The 17,806-nt window shown below is 66.1% G+C and carries 18 protein-coding genes and 1 tRNA gene; 12 read left to right on the top strand and 7 right to left on the bottom strand.

What is annotated here, in order from left to right; genetic code table 11:
• Positions 1-6: 6 nt before the first annotated feature.
• A complete protein-coding gene (locus VAR608DRAFT_RS27685; protein ID WP_088956987.1) occupies positions 7-1,821 on the bottom strand; it encodes an extracellular solute-binding protein in 1,815 nt (604 codons plus the stop codon).
• 37 nt (positions 1,822-1,858) lie between these two features.
• Between VAR608DRAFT_RS27685 and fabI the strand changes: the two genes are divergently transcribed.
• Both fabI and VAR608DRAFT_RS27675 read left to right on the top strand, forming a co-directional pair.
• Positions 1,859-2,650: an enoyl-ACP reductase FabI gene (fabI, locus tag VAR608DRAFT_RS27680; RefSeq protein ID WP_088956986.1), complete on the top strand. Its 792-nt coding sequence runs from the start codon at positions 1,859-1,861 to the stop codon at positions 2,648-2,650.
• Positions 2,651-2,798: 148 nt separating this feature from the next.
• Positions 2,799-3,674: a DNA ligase gene (locus VAR608DRAFT_RS27675; protein ID WP_088956985.1), complete on the top strand. Its 876-nt coding sequence runs from the start codon at positions 2,799-2,801 to the stop codon at positions 3,672-3,674.
• A 15-nt stretch (positions 3,675-3,689) separates the two neighbouring features.
• Here the strand turns inward: VAR608DRAFT_RS27675 and VAR608DRAFT_RS27670 are convergent, their stop codons facing one another.
• A complete protein-coding gene (locus VAR608DRAFT_RS27670; RefSeq protein ID WP_088956984.1) occupies positions 3,690-5,960 on the bottom strand; it encodes an arginine/lysine/ornithine decarboxylase in 2,271 nt (756 codons plus the stop codon).
• A gap of 122 nt (positions 5,961-6,082) precedes the next feature.
• On the opposite strand from VAR608DRAFT_RS27670, the gene VAR608DRAFT_RS27665 reads away from it, so the two are divergent.
• The 4 genes from VAR608DRAFT_RS27665 to VAR608DRAFT_RS27650 all read left to right on the top strand — a co-directional run bounded on the left by VAR608DRAFT_RS27665 (position 6,083) and on the right by VAR608DRAFT_RS27650 (position 8,035).
• On the top strand, positions 6,083-6,514 hold the full coding sequence (locus VAR608DRAFT_RS27665) for an NfeD family protein (protein ID WP_088956983.1): 432 nt from the start codon (positions 6,083-6,085) through the stop codon (positions 6,512-6,514).
• Positions 6,515-6,541: 27 nt separating this feature from the next.
• Complete coding sequence (locus VAR608DRAFT_RS27660) at positions 6,542-7,474, top strand: SPFH domain-containing protein (RefSeq protein ID WP_088956982.1); 933 nt, start codon at positions 6,542-6,544, stop codon at positions 7,472-7,474.
• Positions 7,475-7,515: 41 nt separating this feature from the next.
• Positions 7,516-7,606, top strand: a tRNA-Ser gene (locus VAR608DRAFT_RS27655).
• 78 nt (positions 7,607-7,684) lie between these two features.
• Positions 7,685-8,035: a hypothetical protein gene (locus tag VAR608DRAFT_RS27650; protein WP_197700421.1), complete on the top strand. Its 351-nt coding sequence runs from the start codon at positions 7,685-7,687 to the stop codon at positions 8,033-8,035.
• 58 nt (positions 8,036-8,093) lie between these two features.
• Here VAR608DRAFT_RS27650 and VAR608DRAFT_RS27645 read toward each other — a convergent pair whose 3' ends face one another.
• Positions 8,094-8,318, bottom strand: coding sequence for a hypothetical protein (locus VAR608DRAFT_RS27645; protein WP_088956980.1), 225 nt, complete (start codon positions 8,316-8,318; stop codon positions 8,094-8,096).
• Between the two features lie 92 nt (positions 8,319-8,410).
• Between VAR608DRAFT_RS27645 and VAR608DRAFT_RS27640 the strand changes: the two genes are divergently transcribed.
• Entirely contained in the window at positions 8,411-9,184 is a 774-nt protein-coding gene (locus VAR608DRAFT_RS27640; protein ID WP_088956979.1) for a carbonic anhydrase, read from the top strand.
• Positions 9,185-9,247: 63 nt separating this feature from the next.
• Here VAR608DRAFT_RS27640 and VAR608DRAFT_RS27635 read toward each other — a convergent pair whose 3' ends face one another.
• The 4 genes from VAR608DRAFT_RS27635 to VAR608DRAFT_RS27620 all read right to left on the bottom strand — a co-directional run bounded on the left by VAR608DRAFT_RS27635 (position 9,248) and on the right by VAR608DRAFT_RS27620 (position 12,973).
• Positions 9,248-10,462, bottom strand: a complete 1,215-nt coding sequence (locus VAR608DRAFT_RS27635; protein ID WP_088956978.1) for a branched-chain amino acid ABC transporter substrate-binding protein — start codon at positions 10,460-10,462, stop codon at positions 9,248-9,250.
• 125 nt (positions 10,463-10,587) lie between these two features.
• Entirely contained in the window at positions 10,588-11,025 is a 438-nt protein-coding gene (locus VAR608DRAFT_RS27630; RefSeq protein ID WP_231972980.1) for a hypothetical protein, read from the bottom strand.
• Positions 11,025-11,462, bottom strand: a complete 438-nt coding sequence (locus tag VAR608DRAFT_RS27625; RefSeq protein WP_088956977.1) for a DNA polymerase III subunit chi — start codon at positions 11,460-11,462, stop codon at positions 11,025-11,027. Before VAR608DRAFT_RS27625 ends, VAR608DRAFT_RS27630 begins: the two co-directional genes overlap by 1 nt.
• Positions 11,459-12,973: a leucyl aminopeptidase gene (locus VAR608DRAFT_RS27620; RefSeq protein WP_088956976.1), complete on the bottom strand. Its 1,515-nt coding sequence runs from the start codon at positions 12,971-12,973 to the stop codon at positions 11,459-11,461. Before VAR608DRAFT_RS27620 ends, VAR608DRAFT_RS27625 begins: the two co-directional genes overlap by 4 nt.
• Positions 12,974-12,994: 21 nt before the next feature.
• Between VAR608DRAFT_RS27620 and lptF the strand changes: the two genes are divergently transcribed.
• The 5 genes from lptF to VAR608DRAFT_RS27595 all read left to right on the top strand — a co-directional run bounded on the left by lptF (position 12,995) and on the right by VAR608DRAFT_RS27595 (position 17,760).
• On the top strand, positions 12,995-14,104 hold the full coding sequence (gene lptF / locus VAR608DRAFT_RS27615) for an LPS export ABC transporter permease LptF (RefSeq protein WP_088956975.1): 1,110 nt from the start codon (positions 12,995-12,997) through the stop codon (positions 14,102-14,104).
• Entirely contained in the window at positions 14,101-15,207 is a 1,107-nt protein-coding gene (gene lptG, locus VAR608DRAFT_RS27610; protein ID WP_088956974.1) for an LPS export ABC transporter permease LptG, read from the top strand. The genes lptF and lptG overlap by 4 nt, the downstream gene beginning before the upstream one ends.
• A 10-nt stretch (positions 15,208-15,217) precedes the next feature.
• The gene (locus tag VAR608DRAFT_RS27605; RefSeq protein WP_088956973.1) at positions 15,218-15,586 is read left to right on the top strand and encodes a sirohydrochlorin chelatase; all 369 of its coding nucleotides are present in this window, start codon (positions 15,218-15,220) and stop codon (positions 15,584-15,586) included.
• 63 nt (positions 15,587-15,649) lie between these two features.
• The gene (locus tag VAR608DRAFT_RS27600; RefSeq protein ID WP_088956972.1) at positions 15,650-16,591 is read left to right on the top strand and encodes a CysB family HTH-type transcriptional regulator; all 942 of its coding nucleotides are present in this window, start codon (positions 15,650-15,652) and stop codon (positions 16,589-16,591) included.
• Positions 16,588-17,760 (top strand): pyridoxal phosphate-dependent aminotransferase, encoded by a 1,173-nt coding sequence (locus tag VAR608DRAFT_RS27595; RefSeq protein ID WP_088956971.1) that lies wholly within the window; start codon positions 16,588-16,590, stop codon positions 17,758-17,760. The genes VAR608DRAFT_RS27600 and VAR608DRAFT_RS27595 overlap by 4 nt, the downstream gene beginning before the upstream one ends.
• The last annotated feature ends 46 nt before the right edge of the window (positions 17,761-17,806 follow it).

Below are 17,806 nucleotides of genomic sequence, written 5' to 3'. Positions count from 1 at the left end.
GTGCGTCTACCTCCGGTCGCCCGCGCGGGCCCACCAGGTCGTCATGATCCACTCCTCGGCCGATGCATACGGCGGCATCGGCGGCTTGTAGTCGAGCCGCCATGCGTTGTAGGCGACGCGGTGCGCCGTCAGTGTCCATTGCGGGATCAGGTAGTGGCTGTGCATGATCACGCGGTCCAGCGCGCGGCAGGCCGGAAGCAGCTCCTGCTTCGTCTCGGCGCGCACGATGTCGGTCACCAGCGCATCGATCGCCGGACTGCTCACGCCCATGTAGTTGCCCGAGCTTTCGGTCTTGGCGGCCTTGCTGCCGAAGATGTCGGCCAACTGCTGGCCGGGATTGTGGGTGCCGGGGAAGTTGATCGTCGTGACGTCGAACTCGAACTTGTCCAGCCGCTGCTGGTAGAGCGCGAAGTCGACCGAGGCGAACTTCAGCGTGATGCCGAGTTTTTCGAGATTGCGCATCCACGGCGAGACGGTGCGCACGCCGCCTTCCTTGCTGTCGAGGTATTCGAGCTCCATGGGCTCGCCCTCGGCGTTGCGCAATGCGCCGTCGCGGTATTCCCAGCCGGCTTGCTTGAGCAGTTCGCGCGCGCGCCGCAGGTTGTTGCGCAGCGACTGGCCAGGTCCATCGGTCGTGGGCGGCGTGTACATCGGGCCGAACACCGCATCGGGCACCTTGCCGCGCCAACGCTCGAGCAGCTTGAGCTCCTCCGGCGAAGGCATGCCCTCGGCCGCGCAATCGGTGTTGCCGAAGAGATCCCGCACGCGCGGATAACCGTTGTAGAACATCTGGCGGTTCATCCACTCGTAGTCCAGCGCGAGGCCGAGCGCCTCTCGCACGCGCGGGTCCTGCAGCTGCGGCTGGCGGCTGTTCAGCACATAGCTCTGGAATCCGGAAGGCAGCCGGTGCTCGAATTCGCGCTTGACCAGCTCGCCCGAATCGAAGCGCTTGCCCGTGACCCGGCGTGCCCAGTCGCCGGCCGAGTAGAAGCTCATCATGTCGAACTCGCCCGCCTTCAGGGCCTCGAGGCGCGCGGTGTTGTCCTTGTAGATCTTGATCGTGATGCGGTCGAAGTTGTTCATGCCGCGCCGCACGCCGAGATCGCGCGCCCAGTAGTTCGGGTCGCGCACATAGGTGATGTCCTTGCCGAAGCGCACCGGGCCGATCTTGTAGGGGCCGCTCCCGATCGGGATGTCCATCACGACCTGGTCAAAAGGCTTGGCCTTGCCGTTCTCCATGCCCCATCGCCGGCCGAAGACCGGCAGGCCACCGACGATCAAGGGCAGCTCGCGGTTGGCCTTCCTGAACTTGTAGCGGATGGTGCGGGCATCGATCACCTCGGCGCTTTCGACGTCCTCGAGCAGCGTCTTGAAGCCCGGGGACACGTACGGGCCGATCAGCGTGTCGTAGCTGTGCTTGACGTCTGCGGCCTCGACCGGCGTTCCGTCGTGGAAGCGCGCCTCCGCCCGGAGCCTGAAGGTGGCGCTGAGACGGTCGGGCGACACGACGACGTCCTCCGCCAGCAGCCCGTAGCCGGATGCGGTCTCGTCCATCGACCCGGCCAGCAGCGAATCGAACATCAGGCTGCCCAGGTAGGCCGGCGGCGCGCCCTTGATCGTGAACGGGTTGTACTTGTCGAAGGTGGAGTAGCGCAGGTTGCTCACGAGCCGCAGCTCGCCGCGCTTCGGCGCATCCGGGTCGACGTAGTCGAAATGCGCAAAGCCCGGCGGGTACTTGAGGTCGTCCCACATCGCGTAGCCGTGCGCCGCCCACGCGGGGAACGCACATGCCATCAGCCACCAGCACCAAAGAAGCCGCATGCGAGAATTCTGCCCAAGATTTTCACGAGGTCGTCCCATGGGTTTTCTTTCCGGCAAAAAACTTCTGATCACCGGCGTCTTGAGCAACCGCTCGATTGCCTACGGCATCGCCAAGGCCTGCCACGAGCAAGGCGCCGAACTGGCGTTCAGCTACGTGGGCGAGCGGTTCAAGGACCGCATCACCGAATTCGCGGCCGAATTCGGCTCGAAGCTGGTCTTCGACTGCGACGTTGCGGACGATGCGCAGATCGACAAGCTCTTCGCCGACCTGGCCCGGACCTGGCCCAAGTTCGACGGCTTCGTCCACAGCATCGGCTTCGCGCCGCGCGAGGCGATTGCCGGCGACTTCCTCGACGGCCTGTCGCGCGAATCCTTCAAGATCGCGCACGACATCAGCGCCTACAGCTTCCCGGCGATGGCCAAGGCGGCCCTGCCCTATCTCAACGACAAGTCGGCGCTGCTGACACTGACCTACCTCGGCGCGATCCGCGCGCTGCCCAACTACAACACCATGGGTCTCGCGAAGGCTTCGCTCGAGGCCTCGGTGCGCTACCTCGCCGAATCGCTCGGCCCCAGGGGCATGCGCGTCAACGGCATCAGCGCCGGTCCGATCAAGACACTGGCCGCCAGCGGCATCAAGGATTTCGGCAAGCTCCTGGCGGCGATCTCGAAGATGGCGCCTATTCGGCGCAACGTCACCATCGAGGAAGTCGGCAATGTCGCTGCCTTCCTGCTGAGCGACCTTGCCAGCGGCGTCAGCGCCGAGATCACCTATGTCGACGGCGGCTTCAGCCATGTCGTCGGCGGTGTCGCCGAACCGGCCGCCTGAAGCGGCGCATCGCGCACCATAATCCCGGCATACCAAGGGCCTGTTCACACTATTTTCGGGGTCCCCGAAAATAGCGTGAACAGGCCCTTCTAGAAATGCCAGGGAGATGACAGTGAGTTTTTCGTTTCGCGTGGGCGGTCCCGCGCCCATGTCCGTTGCACGTCGATCGTTCCTGCTGGCGGCCGCCTGCGCCGCCTTCGGGCTTGCGCACGCGCCGCAGGCAGCCGCGCAATCCGCATCGAAGCCTGCGCCTGCGCTCATGCTCGCCGAGGTCTACCGCCCCGGCATGCCGCTGGCCGACTACTGGGTCAGCGAGAAGTACGACGGCATCCGCGGCTACTGGGACGGCAGGCAACTGTGGACGCGCAGCGGCGAGCGGATCGCAGTGCCGCGCTGGTTCACCGAAGCGCTGCCCGTCGAGCCGCTCGACGGCGAGCTCTGGGCCGGACGCGGCCGCTTTTCCCAGACCGTTTCGACCGTCCGCAGCCAGCCGCCGTCGGACGCCGCCTGGCGCGAGATCCGCTTCATGGTCTTCGACGTGCCGGCCCAGCCCGGCGATTTCACGACGCGGCTGGCGTATCTGCGCAAGCTGCTGCCGATCACCAGCGTGCCCTGGATCGTGGCCGTCCCGCAGCAGCGCGCAACGACGGCCGAGGATCTCGACGCGCTGCTCGAGAAGACGATGAAGATGGGCGGCGAGGGCCTGATGCTGCACCGCGGCGCTTCGCTCTACCGCGCGGGGCGCAGCGGCGATCTCCTCAAGGTCAAGGCCTACGACGAGGCCGAGGCGCGCGTGGTCGGGCACGTCGGCGGACGCGGCAAGCACGGCGGGCGCCTCGGCGCCCTGCTCGTCGAGATGCCGGGCGGCAAGCGGTTCAAGCTCGGCACCGGACTCACCGATGCCGAGCGCGAGAATCCTCCCGCGACCGGCACCTGGGTGACCTACCGCTACGACGGCCTGACGCCTTCCGGCCTGCCGCGCTTCGCCCGCTTCCTTCGCATGCGCGAGGACGCGGACTTCTGAGCAACGCGCGCCCGGTCAGGCCGCGCGCACGCAGTCGGCGTAGTAGCGCTTCTTGCCCGAGTCGTCGATCCGCGCCACGAGCCCGTGAATGTCGGTCTCGAAGCCGGGACACTGCGTGTTGAACTCGCGCGCGAACTTCAGGTAGTCGACGATCTTCTTGTTGAACACCTCGCCCGGGATCAGGAGCGGAATGCCGGGCGGATAGGGCGTGATCAGGCTGGTGGTGATGCGGCCTTCCAGCTCGTCGATCTCCACGCGCTCGGTCTTGCGGTGCGCGATGTGGGCGAAGGCGTCGCTGGGCTTCATGGCGGGCGTGAGGTCGCTCAGGTACATCTCGGTGGTGAGCCGCGCGACGTCGTAGCGCGAATACAGCTCATGCACGTGCTGGCACAGGTCGCGCAGGCCGAGCCGCTCGTAGCCCGGATGCTGCTGGCAGAACTCCGGCATGATGCGCCACATCGGCTGGTTGCGGCCATAGTCGTCCTTGAACTGCTGCAGCGCCGTCAGCAGCGTGTTCCAGCGGCCCTTGGTGATCCCGATCGTGAACATGATGAAGAAGCTGTAGAGCCCCGTCTTCTCCACGATCACGCCGTGCTCGGCCAGGAACTTGGTGACGATGGCGGCCGGAATCCCGCTCTTGGCGAATTTGCCGTTGAGGTCCAGGCCGGGCGTCACGATGGTCGACTTGATCGGGTCGAGCATGTTGAAGCCGTCGGCCAGCGCGCCGAAGCCGTGCCACTTCGCGGTGCGCGATTCGCCCTTGATGATCCAGTCGTCGGCGCGGCCGATGCCCTCCTCCACGAGCCGCTCGGGGCCCCAGACCTTGAACCACCACTCGTCCTTGCCGAACTCCATCTCGACCTTGCGCATGGCGCGGCGGAAATCGAGCGCTTCCAGAATGCTTTCCTCCACCAGCGCGGTGCCGCCGGGCGGCTCCATCATCGCGGCGGCGACGTCGCAGCTCGCGATGATCGCGTACTGCGGGCTGGTCGACGAATGCATCAGGTAGGCCTCGTTGAACAGGTCGCGATCGAGCGCGCGGTTCTGCGAGTCCTGCACCAGCACATGGCTGGCCTGGCTGATGCCGGCGAGCAGCTTGTGGGTGGACTGGGTCGCGAACACCAGCGATTCCTTCGGCCGCATGCGGCGCTTGCCCATCGCGTGATAGGCGCCGTAGAACGGATGGAAGGCCGCATGCGGCAGCCAGGCCTCGTCGAAGTGCAGCGTGTCGACGTAGCCGTCGAGCATGCCCTTGATGGTCTCGGTGTTGTAGATCACGCCGTCGTAGGTCGATTGCGTGAGCGTCATCACGCGGGGCTTGACCTTGTCGGCATCGACGTGCGAGAGCAGCGGATTGGCCCGGATCTTGGCCTTGATCGCTTCGGGCTCGAATTCGCTCTTGGGGATCGGGCCGATGATGCCGAAGTGGTTGCGCGTCGGCTTCATGAAGACGGGAATGGCGCCGGTCATGATGATCGCGTGCAGCACCGACTTGTGGCAGTTGCGGTCCACCACCACCACGTCGTCCGGCGCCACCGTGTGGTGCCACACCATCTTGTTGCTGGTGCTGGTGCCGTTGGTGACGAAGAAGCAGTGGTCGGCGTTGAAGATGCGCGCGGCGTTGCGCTCGCTGGCCGCCACCGGGCCGGTGTGGTCGAGCAACTGGCCGAGTTCCTCCACTGCGTTGCACACGTCCGCGCGCAGCATGTTCTCGCCGAAGAACTGGTGGAACATCTGGCCGACCGGGCTCTTGAGGAAAGCCACGCCGCCCGAATGGCCCGGGCAGTGCCATGAATACGAGCCGTCTTCCGCGTAGTCGATCAGCGCCTTGAAGAACGGCGGCTGCACGCCCTCCAGGTAGCTCTTGGCCTCGCGGATGATGTGGCGCGCCACGAACTCCGGCGTGTCCTCGAACATGTGGATGAAGCCATGCAGCTCGCGCAGGATGTCGTTCGGGATGTGCCGCGAGGTCTTCGTTTCGCCATAGATGTAGATCGGCACGTCGGCGTTCTTGCGCCGCACCTCGCCGATGAAGTTGCGAAGGTTGAGCACCGCCGGGTCGAGGTCCGGACCGACCGAGAACTCCTCGTCGTCGATCGACAGGATGAAGGCGCTGGCGCGGCTCTGCTGCTGGGCGAACTGGCTCAGGTCGCCGTAGCTGGTGGCGCCCAGCACCTCGAAGCCTTCACTCTCGAACGCCTGCGCCAGGGCGCGAATGCTGAGCCCCGAGGTGTTCTCGGAGCGGAAGTCCTCGTCAATGATGACGATCGGAAAACGAAATTTCATGAGCGGGGCTCCGGAAGGGCTGGCAAACAGGCGCGAAGTGTACGGAATTCAGATGAAGGCGCATTGCGGCTTTCGCCTTTGCCACAATCGCCGTGTCTAAACCGCACAGAGAGGATTTGGCTATGGCAAGTTCCACCGTCTGGTGGCTCATGACGGGGGTGGCCATCGTGCTGGAGCTGATTTCAGGGACCGGCACCGTCTATCTGCTGCTCATCGGCGGCGGCTTCGCTGCGGCGGCGGTGTCGACGCACCTGGGCGCCTCGCTCGGCACGCAGTTCATTGTCGCGGCCGTGGTCAGCGTGTCGGCGGTGATCGTCTGGAACGCCATCCGCCGGCGGCGGCCGCCGGGGCCGCCCACCTCCGCCAATCCCGACGTGAACCTCGACATCGGCGAGCGCGTGCAGGTCGATGCCTGGAATGCGGACGGCACCGCCACCGTGCGCTATCGCGGCGCGCAATGGACCGCGGTCGCCCGCGCCGGCGAGGTCCCGGCCGCCGGGCAGCACAAGGTCGTCGAGGTGGTCGGCAGCCGGCTCGTCGTCGAAAAGATCTGAGTCAAGAAAAAGGAAGGAAACCGTTCAATGGAATATGCCCTCGTTCCCCTCGTCGTCCTGGGGATCGCCATCATCTTCATCGCCCAATCGGTCAAGTTCGTGCCGCAGCAGAACGCCTGGGTGCGCGAGCGCCTCGGCCGCTATCACGGCACCATGTCGCCGGGGCCCAATTTCCTGATCCCCTTCATCGACCGGGTCGCCTACCGGCACAGCCTGAAGGAAATCCCGCTCGACGTGCCGAGCCAGGTCTGCATCACGCGCGACAACACCCAGTTGCAGGTGGACGGCATCCTGTACTTCCAGGTCACCGACCCGATGCGCGCGAGCTACGGCTCGTCGAACTACGTCATGGCCATCACCCAGCTCGCCCAGACCACGCTGCGCAGCGTCATCGGCAAGCTCGAACTGGACAAGACCTTCGAGGAGCGCGACATCATCAATGCGCAGGTGGTCGCTGCCATCGACGAGGCGGCACTGAACTGGGGCGTGAAGGTGCTGCGTTATGAAATCAAGGATCTCACGCCGCCCAACGAGATCCTGCATGCGATGCAGCGCCAGATCACCGCGGAGCGCGAAAAGCGCGCGCTGATCGCGGCGTCCGAAGGCCGTCGCCAGGAACAGATCAACATCGCCACGGGCGAGCGCGAAGCCTTCATCGCGCGCTCCGAAGGCCAGAAGCAGGCGCAAATCAACAACGCACAAGGCGAGGCCGCCGCCATCAGCGCCGTGGCCGAAGCGACCGCCGGCGCCATCGAGCGCATTGCCGCCGCGATCCGCCAGCCGGGCGGCGAACAGGCGGTGCAGCTCAAGGTGGCCGAACGGGCGGTCGATGCCTACGGCAAGGTCGCCGCCGACGCGACGACCACACTGATCGTCCCGAGCACCATGAACGAGACCGCCGCCCTCATCGCATCGGCGATGCGGATGGTGCAAGCCGGCAAGACATCGGGCACGGCCTGACCCCGGATTTGACCCCGCGCACTGCTACAATCGTGGGCTTCGGAGCGGTGGATGAGCGGTTTAAGTCGCACGCCTGGAAAGCGTGTGAGGGTTAATAGCCCTCCGCGGGTTCGAATCCCGCCTGCTCCGCCAGATAGCTAGATTTGATGCGGGTCATCTAAAGCGAAAAGCGACCTCCGGGGTCGCTTTTTCGTTTCTAAGGAGTTCATCTTGGGCATTGTTCGATCAGCGTTTCTCCAATTGGGTACCGCCGGCGCGGCAGTGGCCGCCGTGCTCGCCATCGCACCGGCGCATGCCACCAGTGTGAACGTGGGTGTCGGCATCAACCTGCCCGGTCCTGTGGTCGGAGTGCCCGTTCCGGTTGCGCCGGCAGTGGTCGTGCCGCCGCCGGTCGTCGTGCCCGCGCCGGTCTATGCCGTCCCCCCTCCCGTGGTCTACGGCCCAGGGCCCGGCTATTACAGGCACGACCACCGCAAGGAATGGCACGGCGATCGCCATGATCACCGGGACTGGGACCGCGACCGCCGACACGGCGAGCACGGACACCACGACAGAGACTGACAAAGGCGCCGCCCACGAGGGCGGCGCTCATCTTGCGCTGCCTCGTGTCCAGGCGGCGCTACCGGGGCGCGTCGTCCTCAGGCGCCCCTTCGTCCGGCATCTCGACCGGCGGATCCGCCGCGTCGAGCGCAGCCATCGCGGCGTCGAGGTCCGGGAATTGGGAGATGACCGTGCCGTCCGGCCCGCACAGACCGAAGGCGATGACCTCGCCATTCGCATCCTGAATCTGGGCGACGCGAAAGCCGTGGGGGCCGACCGCGTGTCGAATGGCTCTACTGGGCATCGCAGCTCCGGGAAAAGTCGAAGAGGCGTGATTCTGCTGGAAATGCATGGCAAGCTTGCGGCCTCCAAGAACCCCAACGAACGGGAGTCACGATGTCCTGCTTTCAACGTCCGTCCTGCGTCGCCGCGACCCTCCTCGCCCTGACCGTCAGCCTCGGCGCCCATGCCGAGGAACACGCGCATTGGTCCTACAGCGAGCACGCCGGTACCGGCCCCTCGCGCTGGGGCGCGCTCGATCCTGAGAACCGGCTGTGCAAGACAGGTCTTCAGCAGTCGCCGATTGCGCTGCACTCGCGCAACGCCGCGCGCCTCGCCGACCGCGATGTCGCCCTGCACCTCGGTGCGGCCAAGGGCGAGCTCGTGAACAACGGCCACACGATCCAGTTCAACGTGGCGGACGCACCGGCCAATACCGTGGCCTACAAGGACGGCAGCTACGCGCTCGCGCAGTTCCACTTCCACACGCCCAGCGAGCATCGCCTCGATGGCAAGCCATTTCCGATGGAGATGCACCTGGTGAACAAGGACGCCAGCGGCAAGATCACCGTCGTGGGCGTGTTCATCAAGCAGGGCGCGAAGAACGAAGCGCTGGCCCCGCTGTGGGCGCAGTTGCCTGCACCGGACGCGGCGCCGAAGGCCGGGGAAGTCGATCTCGCCGCACTGCTGCCGGCGTCGCACAAGGCCCTGCTCTATGCCGGATCGCTGACGACGCCGCCGTGCTCCGAAGAGGTGAACTGGATCGTCATGGAGCAGCCGATCGAGATGTCGCGGCAGCAGATCCAGGCTTTCCAGAAACTGTTCCGCGACAACCATCGCCCGATCCAGCCGGACCATCGGCGCAAGGTCGTCGAGGAAGCGGCCATGTGACGCTGGCCGCCTGAAACAAAAAGGGGCCCCGAAGGGCCCTTTTTCTTGGGTCAGCGCAAGCGCTCAGCTCGCGCCGCGCACCACGGCGATCTGCGTACGCTGGCCGTTCTTGTAGGTGTACAGCGTCAGCGCACCGTTCTTGATGTCGCCCTTCTCGTCGAACGCGATCGGACCGGTCAGGCCCTTGTATTCGATCTTGCTGACTTCAGGCAGGTACTTCTCGGGGTCGGCCGAGCCGGCCTTTTGCATCGCGGCAGCCAGCACGTTCACGGCGTCATAGACGTACGGCGCGTAGATCTGCACTTCGACGCCGTTCTTTTCCTTGAACTTGGTCTTCCAGGCGTCCAGCGGCCCCTTGAAGTCGCCTTCCACACCGCCGGCTTCGGCGCACACCACCATGTCTTCGCCGATTGCATCGCCGGCGAGCTTGGCGAGTTCGCCGGTGCACAGGCCGTCGCCGCCCATGAACTTGACGTCCATGCCGAGCTGCTTGACCTGCTTGAGCATCGGGCCGCCGACAGCGTCCATGCCGCCGAAGAACAGGATGTCGGGCTTGGCGCCCTTGAGCTTCGTCAGGATGGCGTTGAAGTCGGTCGACTTGTCGGTGGTGAACTCGTGGCCGACGATGTTGGCGCCGGCGGCCTTGGCGGCCTTCTCGAATTCCTCGGCGACGCCCTGGCCGTAGGCGGTGCGGTCGTCGATCACGGCGATGTTCTTGCCCTTCAGCGTTTCGACGGCGTACTTGCCGAGCGTGCCGCCGAGCTGGGTGTCGTCAGCCACCACGCGGAAGGCGGTCTTGAAGCCCTGGCGGGTGTACTTGGGGTTGGTCGCCGACGGCGAGATCTGCGGGATGCCCGCGTCGCTGTACAGCTTGGAGGCCGGGATGGTGGTGCCGGAATTCAGGTGGCCGACCACGCCGTTGACCTTGCTGTCGACCAGCTTCTGCGCCACGGCGGTGCCCTGCTTCGGATCGGCTGCGTCGTCTTCGGCAAGCAGTTCGAACTTGGCAACCTTGTCGCCGATCTTGATGCCCTTGGCGTTCAGGTCCTCGACGGCCATGCGCGCGCCGAGTTCGTTGTCCTTGCCGAGGTGAGCGATGGCGCCGCTGGTCGGGGCGACGTGACCGATCTTGACGACCAGCGTTTCGGCCGGAGGCGCAGCCGGGGCGGGCGCCGCTGCGGTCGGGGCAGTGGCAGCGGGTGCAGCAGCTTCTTCCTTCTTGCCGCAGGCCACGAGCGCGAGAGCAGCCAGTGCGACCGCAGTCCATTTCAATTGCATGGGGTACCTCCAGAACATTGGTAAGTGAAGTTGAAAACCGGTCTTTCGATCCGGGCGCTTTCGACTCAGCAAATATCGCGCCGCAGATGCTTTGCGCCCACGCGCTTTCCGACCTGGCGCGCAGTTTAGCCCAAGGATTGCGGGCCGAACGTTGGCGTAGACCCGGGGTTTTCCGATAGTTCGCGGGCCAGTGATTCGCTCACCAACTGGCGCAAAACCGCCTCGATTTCCCTGCGCAGACCGGGGATCATCGTGTCGAGGTGATGCTGAACGGCGGCTGACACCGCATCGCTCACCCGCTCTTCGAGCGAGAGGTCCACGCGCTGCAGAACGCGGTGCAGCAATTGCTCTTCGAGCCTGAAGGCTTCGGCCTCGGAGATTCGCGCCTCGGGGCTCAGCGCAACCGCCCGTGAGGGCTCGGCGGCCGTCGCCGGCGGCGCAGTCGACGGGGTGTCGGACGGCGCGATCAGCGCAGGCGAGACCGGCGGCGTGTCGTCCTGCGACGGCTCGAACACCGTCGTCAGCGTCGGAACGAAGCGCGGCGGTGTGCGTTGCGTCGACATCAGCTGGCGCCTCCGCCGTAGGGATAGGTGCGGATCGCGTAGCCGCGGTCCTTGTAGTGGCGCCAGCGCACCCGGCCGGCCTGCCTGTCGGACTCGTCGCTGCCGACGATGTCGATCAGGCGCTCGAAGCGCTCGAACCTGGCCGGCAGCTCGGCGCCGAGATTGACGAGGATCGGCCGATCCGGCAGCGACGGCGTGCCGCTCTCGGCCAGCACGACCGGCGAACGCGCAACAACGTGCGCCTCGTCGCCGCACCGGCAATGCGCGATGAACTCGGTCGGCTGCAGGGTCCAGAGGGACTGGTCGATGGCATCCAGCGTAGCCGGATCGGCCATCACCACGAGACGGGCGCCGTGCGCGCCGACGGCCTTGCGCAGCAGACGGCAGGCGTAGCTCACCTTGTCCGGCATGTTGTAGTGGCCGTCGATCTCGGTCACTTGGCGCGGACCTTTCCGCCGCTCTTTCGCGCGGCCTTCGGGGCCTTGTCCGACTTGGACCTGGCGCCGTCCTTGCGGCTTTGCGTGACCAGGTAATTGAGCAGCAGGCCCACCGGCCGGCCGCTCGCGCCCTTGGCTGCCCCGCTCTTCCATGCCGTGCCCGCGATGTCCAGGTGGGCCCACGGAAAGTCGCTCGTGAAGCGCTGCAGGAACTTGGCCGCCGTGATCGCGCCGCCGGCGCGGCCCGCGATGTTGGCGACGTCGGCGAAGTTGCTCTTCAGGCCCTCGGCGTAGTCGTCGTCCAGCGGCATGCGCCAGCAGCGGTCCTGCGACTGCTCGCCGGCCGCGGCCAAGGCTTCCGCCAATGCGTCGTCGCTCGAGAACAGGCCGCTTCGCACGCCGCCCAGCGCGACCACGCAGGCGCCGGTGAGGGTCGCGATGTCGATCACGGCCGACGGCTCGAAGCGCTTGGCGTAGTTCAGCGCATCGCACAGGATCAGCCGGCCTTCCGCATCGGTGTTGAGCACCTCGATGGTCTGGCCGCTCATGCTCGTCACCACGTCGCCCGGTTTGACGGCACGCCCGTCGTTCATGTTCTCGCACGCCGGCACCAGTCCGATCACGTTGATCGCGGGCTGGATGTCGCCCAGCGCGCGGAACACGCCGAGCACGCTCGCCGCGCCGCTCATGTCGAACTTCATTTCGTCCATTTCGGCGGCGGGCTTGAGCGAGACGCCGCCGGTATCGAAAGTGATGCCCTTGCCGACCAGCACGGTGGGCGCCTGGTCCTTCGGCGCGCCGTGATAGCGCAGCACGATGAAGCGCAACGGCTCGGCCGAGCCCTGGGCCACCGCGGAGAACGCGCCCATGCCGAGCTTGGCGACCTCCTTGGGGCCGAGCACTTCGCATTTCACGTTGGGGAGTTTCGACAGCTCTTCGGCAGCGCCGGCCAGCAGGGTCGGCGTGCAGTAGTTGGCCGGCCGGTTCGCCCATTCCTTGGCGAGCTCGATGCCGGCGACGGTCGCGGCTGCTTGATCGAAGGCCCGGCGCAGCGCGCCCGCATCGGGGACGCCGAAGACCACCTGCTTGATGGTGCGGGGTTCCGCCTTGGACTTGGTGGTCCCGTAGACGTAGCTGGCGTCGGCCACCGAGATCACTGCGCTGCCGAGCGCGTCGGCATCCAATGCCTGCGTGGCCGCGACCACGACCCGCTTGGGATTGGCAGCCTTTGCCGCACCGATCGCGGCGGCCACCGCGGAACGGACCGAGGCGGGCTTGCCGTCGCCGGAGGACACCAGCACCACGCGCGGCGCGGCGATCCCGCCCTGCCGGTACAACGCGAGCAATTTGCCGGCCTTGTCGGGCAGGTCGCCGGCCTTGCGGGCTTCGGCGATCAGCGCGGAAAGGGCATCCTTGGAGGTGGAGGAACCGGACGCCACCAGCACGATGAGCACATCGGCTTTTTCAGCAGCAGCCTGGGCGGCGGAGAGGGTCTTGAGTTGAAAGTCCATAATCCTTTTTTTCCCTCGACGATGTTATTCCATTCCTCTATACGCAAGGAGCTCTCCCGCAGCTTCGGGGCGACGCTGGTGGTGCTGGTCACGATCGTGATGACCATGATGCTGATCCGCACGCTCGGGCTCGCGTCCAAGGGCAGCGTCAATCCCTCCGAGGTCTTCCTGGTGATGACCTATACCGTGCTCGGCTACATGCCGACCATCCTGAGCCTGTGCCTGTTCATCTCGATCGTCGGCACGCTGTCGCGCATGTACCGCGACAGCGAGATGGTGATCTGGTTCTCGAGCGGCCGCGGCCTGGCCGAATTCCTGCGGCCGCTGTTCGGCTTCGCGTGGCCGATCCTGGTGCTGGTCGCAGTCTTTGCGCTGGTCGGCTGGCCCTGGGCCAATTCGCAGACGCAGGGCATGCGCGAGCGCTACGAACGACGCAGCGACATCGAGCGCGTCGCCCCGGGCGAGTTCCGCGAATCCGCCGGCCGGCTGCGCGTGTTCTTCATCGACAAGGACTCGCCGGACAGCGCCACCGCCAGCAACGTCTTCATCCAGTCGATCGAGCGCAGCCTGCAGATCATCACGTCCGCGCGCAGCGGCCACATGGAGGACATCGACGGCAAGCGCTACCTGCTTCTGAGCAACGGCCAGCGGCTCGAACGCTCGCTGAACGCCGAGGGCACCAAGATCAGCGAATTCGACACCTACGGCGCCAGGGTCGGCGGCAGCGGCACTGACTCGCCCAACGCCACGCCGGTGCAGGCGCGAACCACGCTGACGCTGCTGCGCGAGCCGGCGCTCGTCAATCTCGGCGAGCTCGGATGGCGCGTCGGCATGCTGCTCGCTGCCGCCAATTTCGTGCTGCTGGCGCTGGCGCTGTCCAGCGTGAATCCACGTGTGGGCCGCAGCGGCAACTATCTCTTCGCCCTCTTCGCCTTCGTCCTCTACTACAACCTGCTCAACCTCGGCCAGAACTGGGTGAGTTCGGGCAAGTACGGCATGGGCGGCTTCATGCTGGTCCTGCATGGCGCTGCCTTCCTGGTCGGCCTCGCCTGGCTCATGAAGCGGCACTACAACTGGCGACTGCTGCCGGCGCTTCGCGCCCATCGCGCCCGAAAGACAAACACCGCGTGAAAACGATCCGTCGCCTCATCTACGTGGAGGTGGCGAAGGCGGTGGCCTTCGTCGCGCTCGGCTTCCTGAGCCTGTTCTTCTTCTTCGACTTCGTCGACGAGCTGCAGTCGATCGGCCGACCCGAGTCGCTGGGCTACGGTGCGGGGCAGGCGCTGCTGTACGTGGCGCTCCTCATCCCCAGCCATCTCTACGAGCTGCAGCCGATTGCCGTGCTGATCGGCACCATCTTCGTGATGGCGCGGCTCGCGCAAAGCTCCGAATTCACCATCCTGCGCACCAGCGGCCTCGGACCGTGGCGGGCGCTGCGCGCGCTGCTGATCCTCGGCCTCGGCTTCGTCGTGCTCACCTTCGCGATCGGCGACTACATCGCCCCGCTGAGCGACCGCACCGCGCAGCTGCTCAAGGTGCGCTTCCAGAATGTCTATTCGCTGGTCGGCAACACCGGCGCATGGCTCAAGGAGCGCCAGGGCGAGAACTCCTACGCCGTCAACGTCGCCACCATGGACCGCAACGGCGCGCTGAAGGAGCCGCGCATCATCCAGTTCGACAACAAGGGCTTCCTCACCTCGCAGACGACCGCCGCATCGGCGCGCACCAACGACGGACACTGGACGCTGGTCGACGTCAGCCGGGAGGAATACAACACGCGCGGCCCCGGCAACGCGCACATCGTCACGACCAAGATCCCGATGGTCGAATGGCCGACCTCTCTGACCTCCGAAATGGTGTCGGTCGCCCTGCTGCGCCCCGACCGGATGCGCACGCTCGACCTGTTCGACTACATCCGCCACCTCGAAGCGAACGGCCAGACGGCGCAGCGCTACGAGATCGAGTTCTGGCGCAAGGTGTTCTACCCGCTGTCCTGCCTCGTGATGGTCGTGCTGGCGCTGCCGTTCGCGTATCTGCACTTCCGCCAGTCGGGCATCACGACCTACGTGTTCGTGGGCGTGATGATCGGCATCAGCTTCTTCCTCTTGAACAACGTGTTCGGCTACCTTGGCAATCTCGGCAACTGGCTGCCGTGGATGACGGCGGCCGCGCCGGGGTTGATCTACTCGGTGATGTCGCTGGGCGCCTTCACCTGGCTGGTGCTGAGGCGCTAGAGCCATCGTCATGGACGCGATTCGCGGCATCGTTCTCTTTGCGCACGGCTCGCGCGACGAGCGCTGGCGCGCGCCGGTCGAAGCCGTGGCGCGACGGGTCGGCGAGCTCGATCCGCAAGCGAGGGTCTCGTGCGCGTACCTCGAACTGGTCCAGCCCGACCTGCGCGATGCGGCCGAGGCCTTGATCCGCGAAGGGGCGCGCACCATCCGGGTGCTGCCGCTTTTCCTCGGGATGGGCAGGCATGTGCGCGAAGACCTTCCGCGCCTCCTCGATGAACTGCGCGCCCGGCATCCGACAGTGGGATTCACCCTGGCCGGCGCGGTCGGCGAGGCGCCGGAGGTGATCGAACTGCTCGCCAGGAAGGCGCTGGAATCCTGAAGGCGCGGTGATTTTCATAGATTCCGAAGGCATAATGAATTCCCGAATAAGACGGAATTTGTTATGAATCTTCACCAGTTCAAGTTCGTGCAGGAGGCCGTGAGGCGCAACCTCAACCTGACGGAAGCCGCCAAGGCGCTGCACACCTCGCAGCCGGGCGTCTCGAAGGCCATCATCGAACTCGAGGAAGAACTGGGCGTGGAAATCTTTGCGCGGCACGGCAAGCGGCTCAAGCGCGTGACCGAACCCGGGCAGCATGTGCTGGCGAGCATCGAACTGATCATGCGCGAGGTCGGCAACCTCAAGCGGATCGGCGAGCAGTTCAGCGCCCAGGACAGCGGCACCCTCTCGATCGCCACCACCCACACCCAGGCGCGCTACGTGCTGCCGGTGCCGGTGGCCAAGCTGCGGGAGGCCTACCCCAAGGTCAACGTGAGCCTGCACCAGGGCTCGCCGGACCAGGTGGCGCGCATGGTGATCGACGAGATCGCCGAGATCGGCATCGCGACCGAGTCGCTCTCCGACTACGCCGATCTGGTGACGATGCCCTGCTACGAGTGGCAGCACGTGCTGGTGCTGCCCAAGGACCACCCGCTGGCCGCCAAGGAACGCATCACGCTCGAGGATCTCGCCTCCGAGCCGATCATCACCTACCACCCCTCGTTCACCGGCCGCACGCGCATCGACCACGCCTTCGCGCACAAGAAGCTGACGCCGCGCATCGCGCTCGAAGCCATCGACTCCGACGTCATCAAGACCTACGTGCGGCTCGGCCTCGGCGTGGGCATCGTGGCCGAGATGGCGGTGCGCGACGAATCGAACGGCGACCTCGTGGTGCGGCCGATGGGCCACATCTTCGGCGTCAACATCGCGCGCGTCGCGTTCAAGCGCAGCGCCTACCTGCGCAACTTCGTGTTCAAGTTCGCCGAGCTGCTTTCGGACCGCCTCGACCGCCACCTGATCGCCAAGGCGTTGAGCGGCCAACATCAAGACTACGACCTGTGAGTACCTCCACCGTGACCGCCCGCACCCCTGAAGTCCAGACCAAGCTGCCCGCCGTGGGCACGACCATCTTCACCGTCATGTCCGCGCTGGCCGTCGAGAAGAACGCGGTGAACCTCGGCCAGGGCTTCCCCGATTTCGGATGCGATCCGAAGCTGCCGCAGGCAGTGACCGACGCCATGGCAGCGGGCCACAACCAGTACCCGTCGATGCCCGGCATTCTTGCGCTGCGGCAGGCGATCGCGTCGAAGATCGCCACGCTCTACGGCCACAGCTACGACCCGCACAGCGAGATCACCGTCACCGCCGGCGCGACGCAGGCCATCATCACCGCGATCCTCGCCGTGGTCCGCCCGGGCGACGAGGTGATCGTGCTGGAGCCCTGCTACGACAGCTATGTCCCCAACATCGACCTGGCCGGGGGCACGGTGGTGCGCGTGCCGCTCACGCCCGGCACCTTCCGGCCCGACTTCGACAAGATCGCCGCCGCCCTCACGCCCCGCACGCGCGCGATCATCATCAACACGCCGCACAACCCGAGCGCCACGGTCTGGACCGAGGCCGAGATGCGCCGGCTCGAAGAGCTGCTCGCGCCCACCGACGTGCTGGTGATCAGCGACGAGGTCTACGAGCACATGGTCTACGACGGTGCGCGCCACGAGAGCGCGGCGCGTTTCCCGGACCTGGCTGCGCGCAGCTTCATCGTGAGCAGTTTCGGCAAGACCTACCACGTGACCGGCTGGAAGGTGGGCTACGTCGCCGCGCCGGCGCCGCTCACCGCGGAGTTCCGCAAGGTGCATCAGTTCAACGTGTTCACGGTCAACACGCCGATGCAGTACGCGCTCGCGACCTTCATGGCCGACCCGGCGCCCTATCTCGAACTCCCGGCCTTCTACCAGCGCAAGCGCGACCTGTTCGCGCAAGGTCTGGCGAAGACGCGTCTCCGGCTGCTGCCGAGTGCCGGCACCTACTTCCAGTGCGTGGACATCAGCGAGGTGAGCGACCTCGACGAATCCGATTTCTGCCAGTGGCTGACGAGCGAAATCGGCGTTGCCGCGATCCCGCTGTCGGCCTTCTACGGCGACGGCTTCGACCAGCGCGTGGTGCGCTTCTGCTTCGCGAAGAAGGACGAAACGCTGCACAGCGCCCTCGAGCGGCTGGCGCGGCTCTGACAGAAACGGTAGGAGAGTCCTGACCGACGGAGGGGGTGCCTTCCGG

The organism is Variovorax sp. HW608, assembly GCF_900090195.1.
Classification (GTDB): domain Bacteria; phylum Pseudomonadota; class Gammaproteobacteria; order Burkholderiales; family Burkholderiaceae_C; genus Variovorax.
This window is presented reverse-complemented; position numbering and strand designations above follow the sequence as displayed.

What these genes read in the sequence shown, in the direction of transcription:
- VAR608DRAFT_RS27635 (WP_088956978.1), bottom strand. Translation starts at nt 10,462, where the DNA reads ATGCAATTGAAATGGACTGCGGTCGCACTGGCTGCTCTCGCGCTCGTG.
- VAR608DRAFT_RS27620 (WP_088956976.1), bottom strand. Translation starts at nt 12,973, where the DNA reads ATGGACTTTCAACTCAAGACCCTCTCCGCCGCCCAGGCTGCTGCTGAA.
- lptF (WP_088956975.1), top strand. Translation starts at nt 12,995, where the DNA reads ATGTTATTCCATTCCTCTATACGCAAGGAGCTCTCCCGCAGCTTCGGG.
- VAR608DRAFT_RS27640 (WP_088956979.1), top strand. Translation starts at nt 8,411, where the DNA reads ATGTCCTGCTTTCAACGTCCGTCCTGCGTCGCCGCGACCCTCCTCGCC.
- VAR608DRAFT_RS27600 (WP_088956972.1), top strand. Translation starts at nt 15,650, where the DNA reads ATGAATCTTCACCAGTTCAAGTTCGTGCAGGAGGCCGTGAGGCGCAAC.
- VAR608DRAFT_RS27675 (WP_088956985.1), top strand. Translation starts at nt 2,799, where the DNA reads ATGTCCGTTGCACGTCGATCGTTCCTGCTGGCGGCCGCCTGCGCCGCC.
- fabI (WP_088956986.1), top strand. Translation starts at nt 1,859, where the DNA reads ATGGGTTTTCTTTCCGGCAAAAAACTTCTGATCACCGGCGTCTTGAGC.
- VAR608DRAFT_RS27660 (WP_088956982.1), top strand. Translation starts at nt 6,542, where the DNA reads ATGGAATATGCCCTCGTTCCCCTCGTCGTCCTGGGGATCGCCATCATC.
- VAR608DRAFT_RS27685 (WP_088956987.1), bottom strand. Translation starts at nt 1,821, where the DNA reads ATGCGGCTTCTTTGGTGCTGGTGGCTGATGGCATGTGCGTTCCCCGCG.
- VAR608DRAFT_RS27665 (WP_088956983.1), top strand. Translation starts at nt 6,083, where the DNA reads ATGGCAAGTTCCACCGTCTGGTGGCTCATGACGGGGGTGGCCATCGTG.
- VAR608DRAFT_RS27645 (WP_088956980.1), bottom strand. Translation starts at nt 8,318, where the DNA reads ATGCCCAGTAGAGCCATTCGACACGCGGTCGGCCCCCACGGCTTTCGC.
- VAR608DRAFT_RS27670 (WP_088956984.1), bottom strand. Translation starts at nt 5,960, where the DNA reads ATGAAATTTCGTTTTCCGATCGTCATCATTGACGAGGACTTCCGCTCC.
- VAR608DRAFT_RS27605 (WP_088956973.1), top strand. Translation starts at nt 15,218, where the DNA reads ATGGACGCGATTCGCGGCATCGTTCTCTTTGCGCACGGCTCGCGCGAC.
- VAR608DRAFT_RS27630 (WP_231972980.1), bottom strand. Translation starts at nt 11,025, where the DNA reads ATGTCGACGCAACGCACACCGCCGCGCTTCGTTCCGACGCTGACGACG.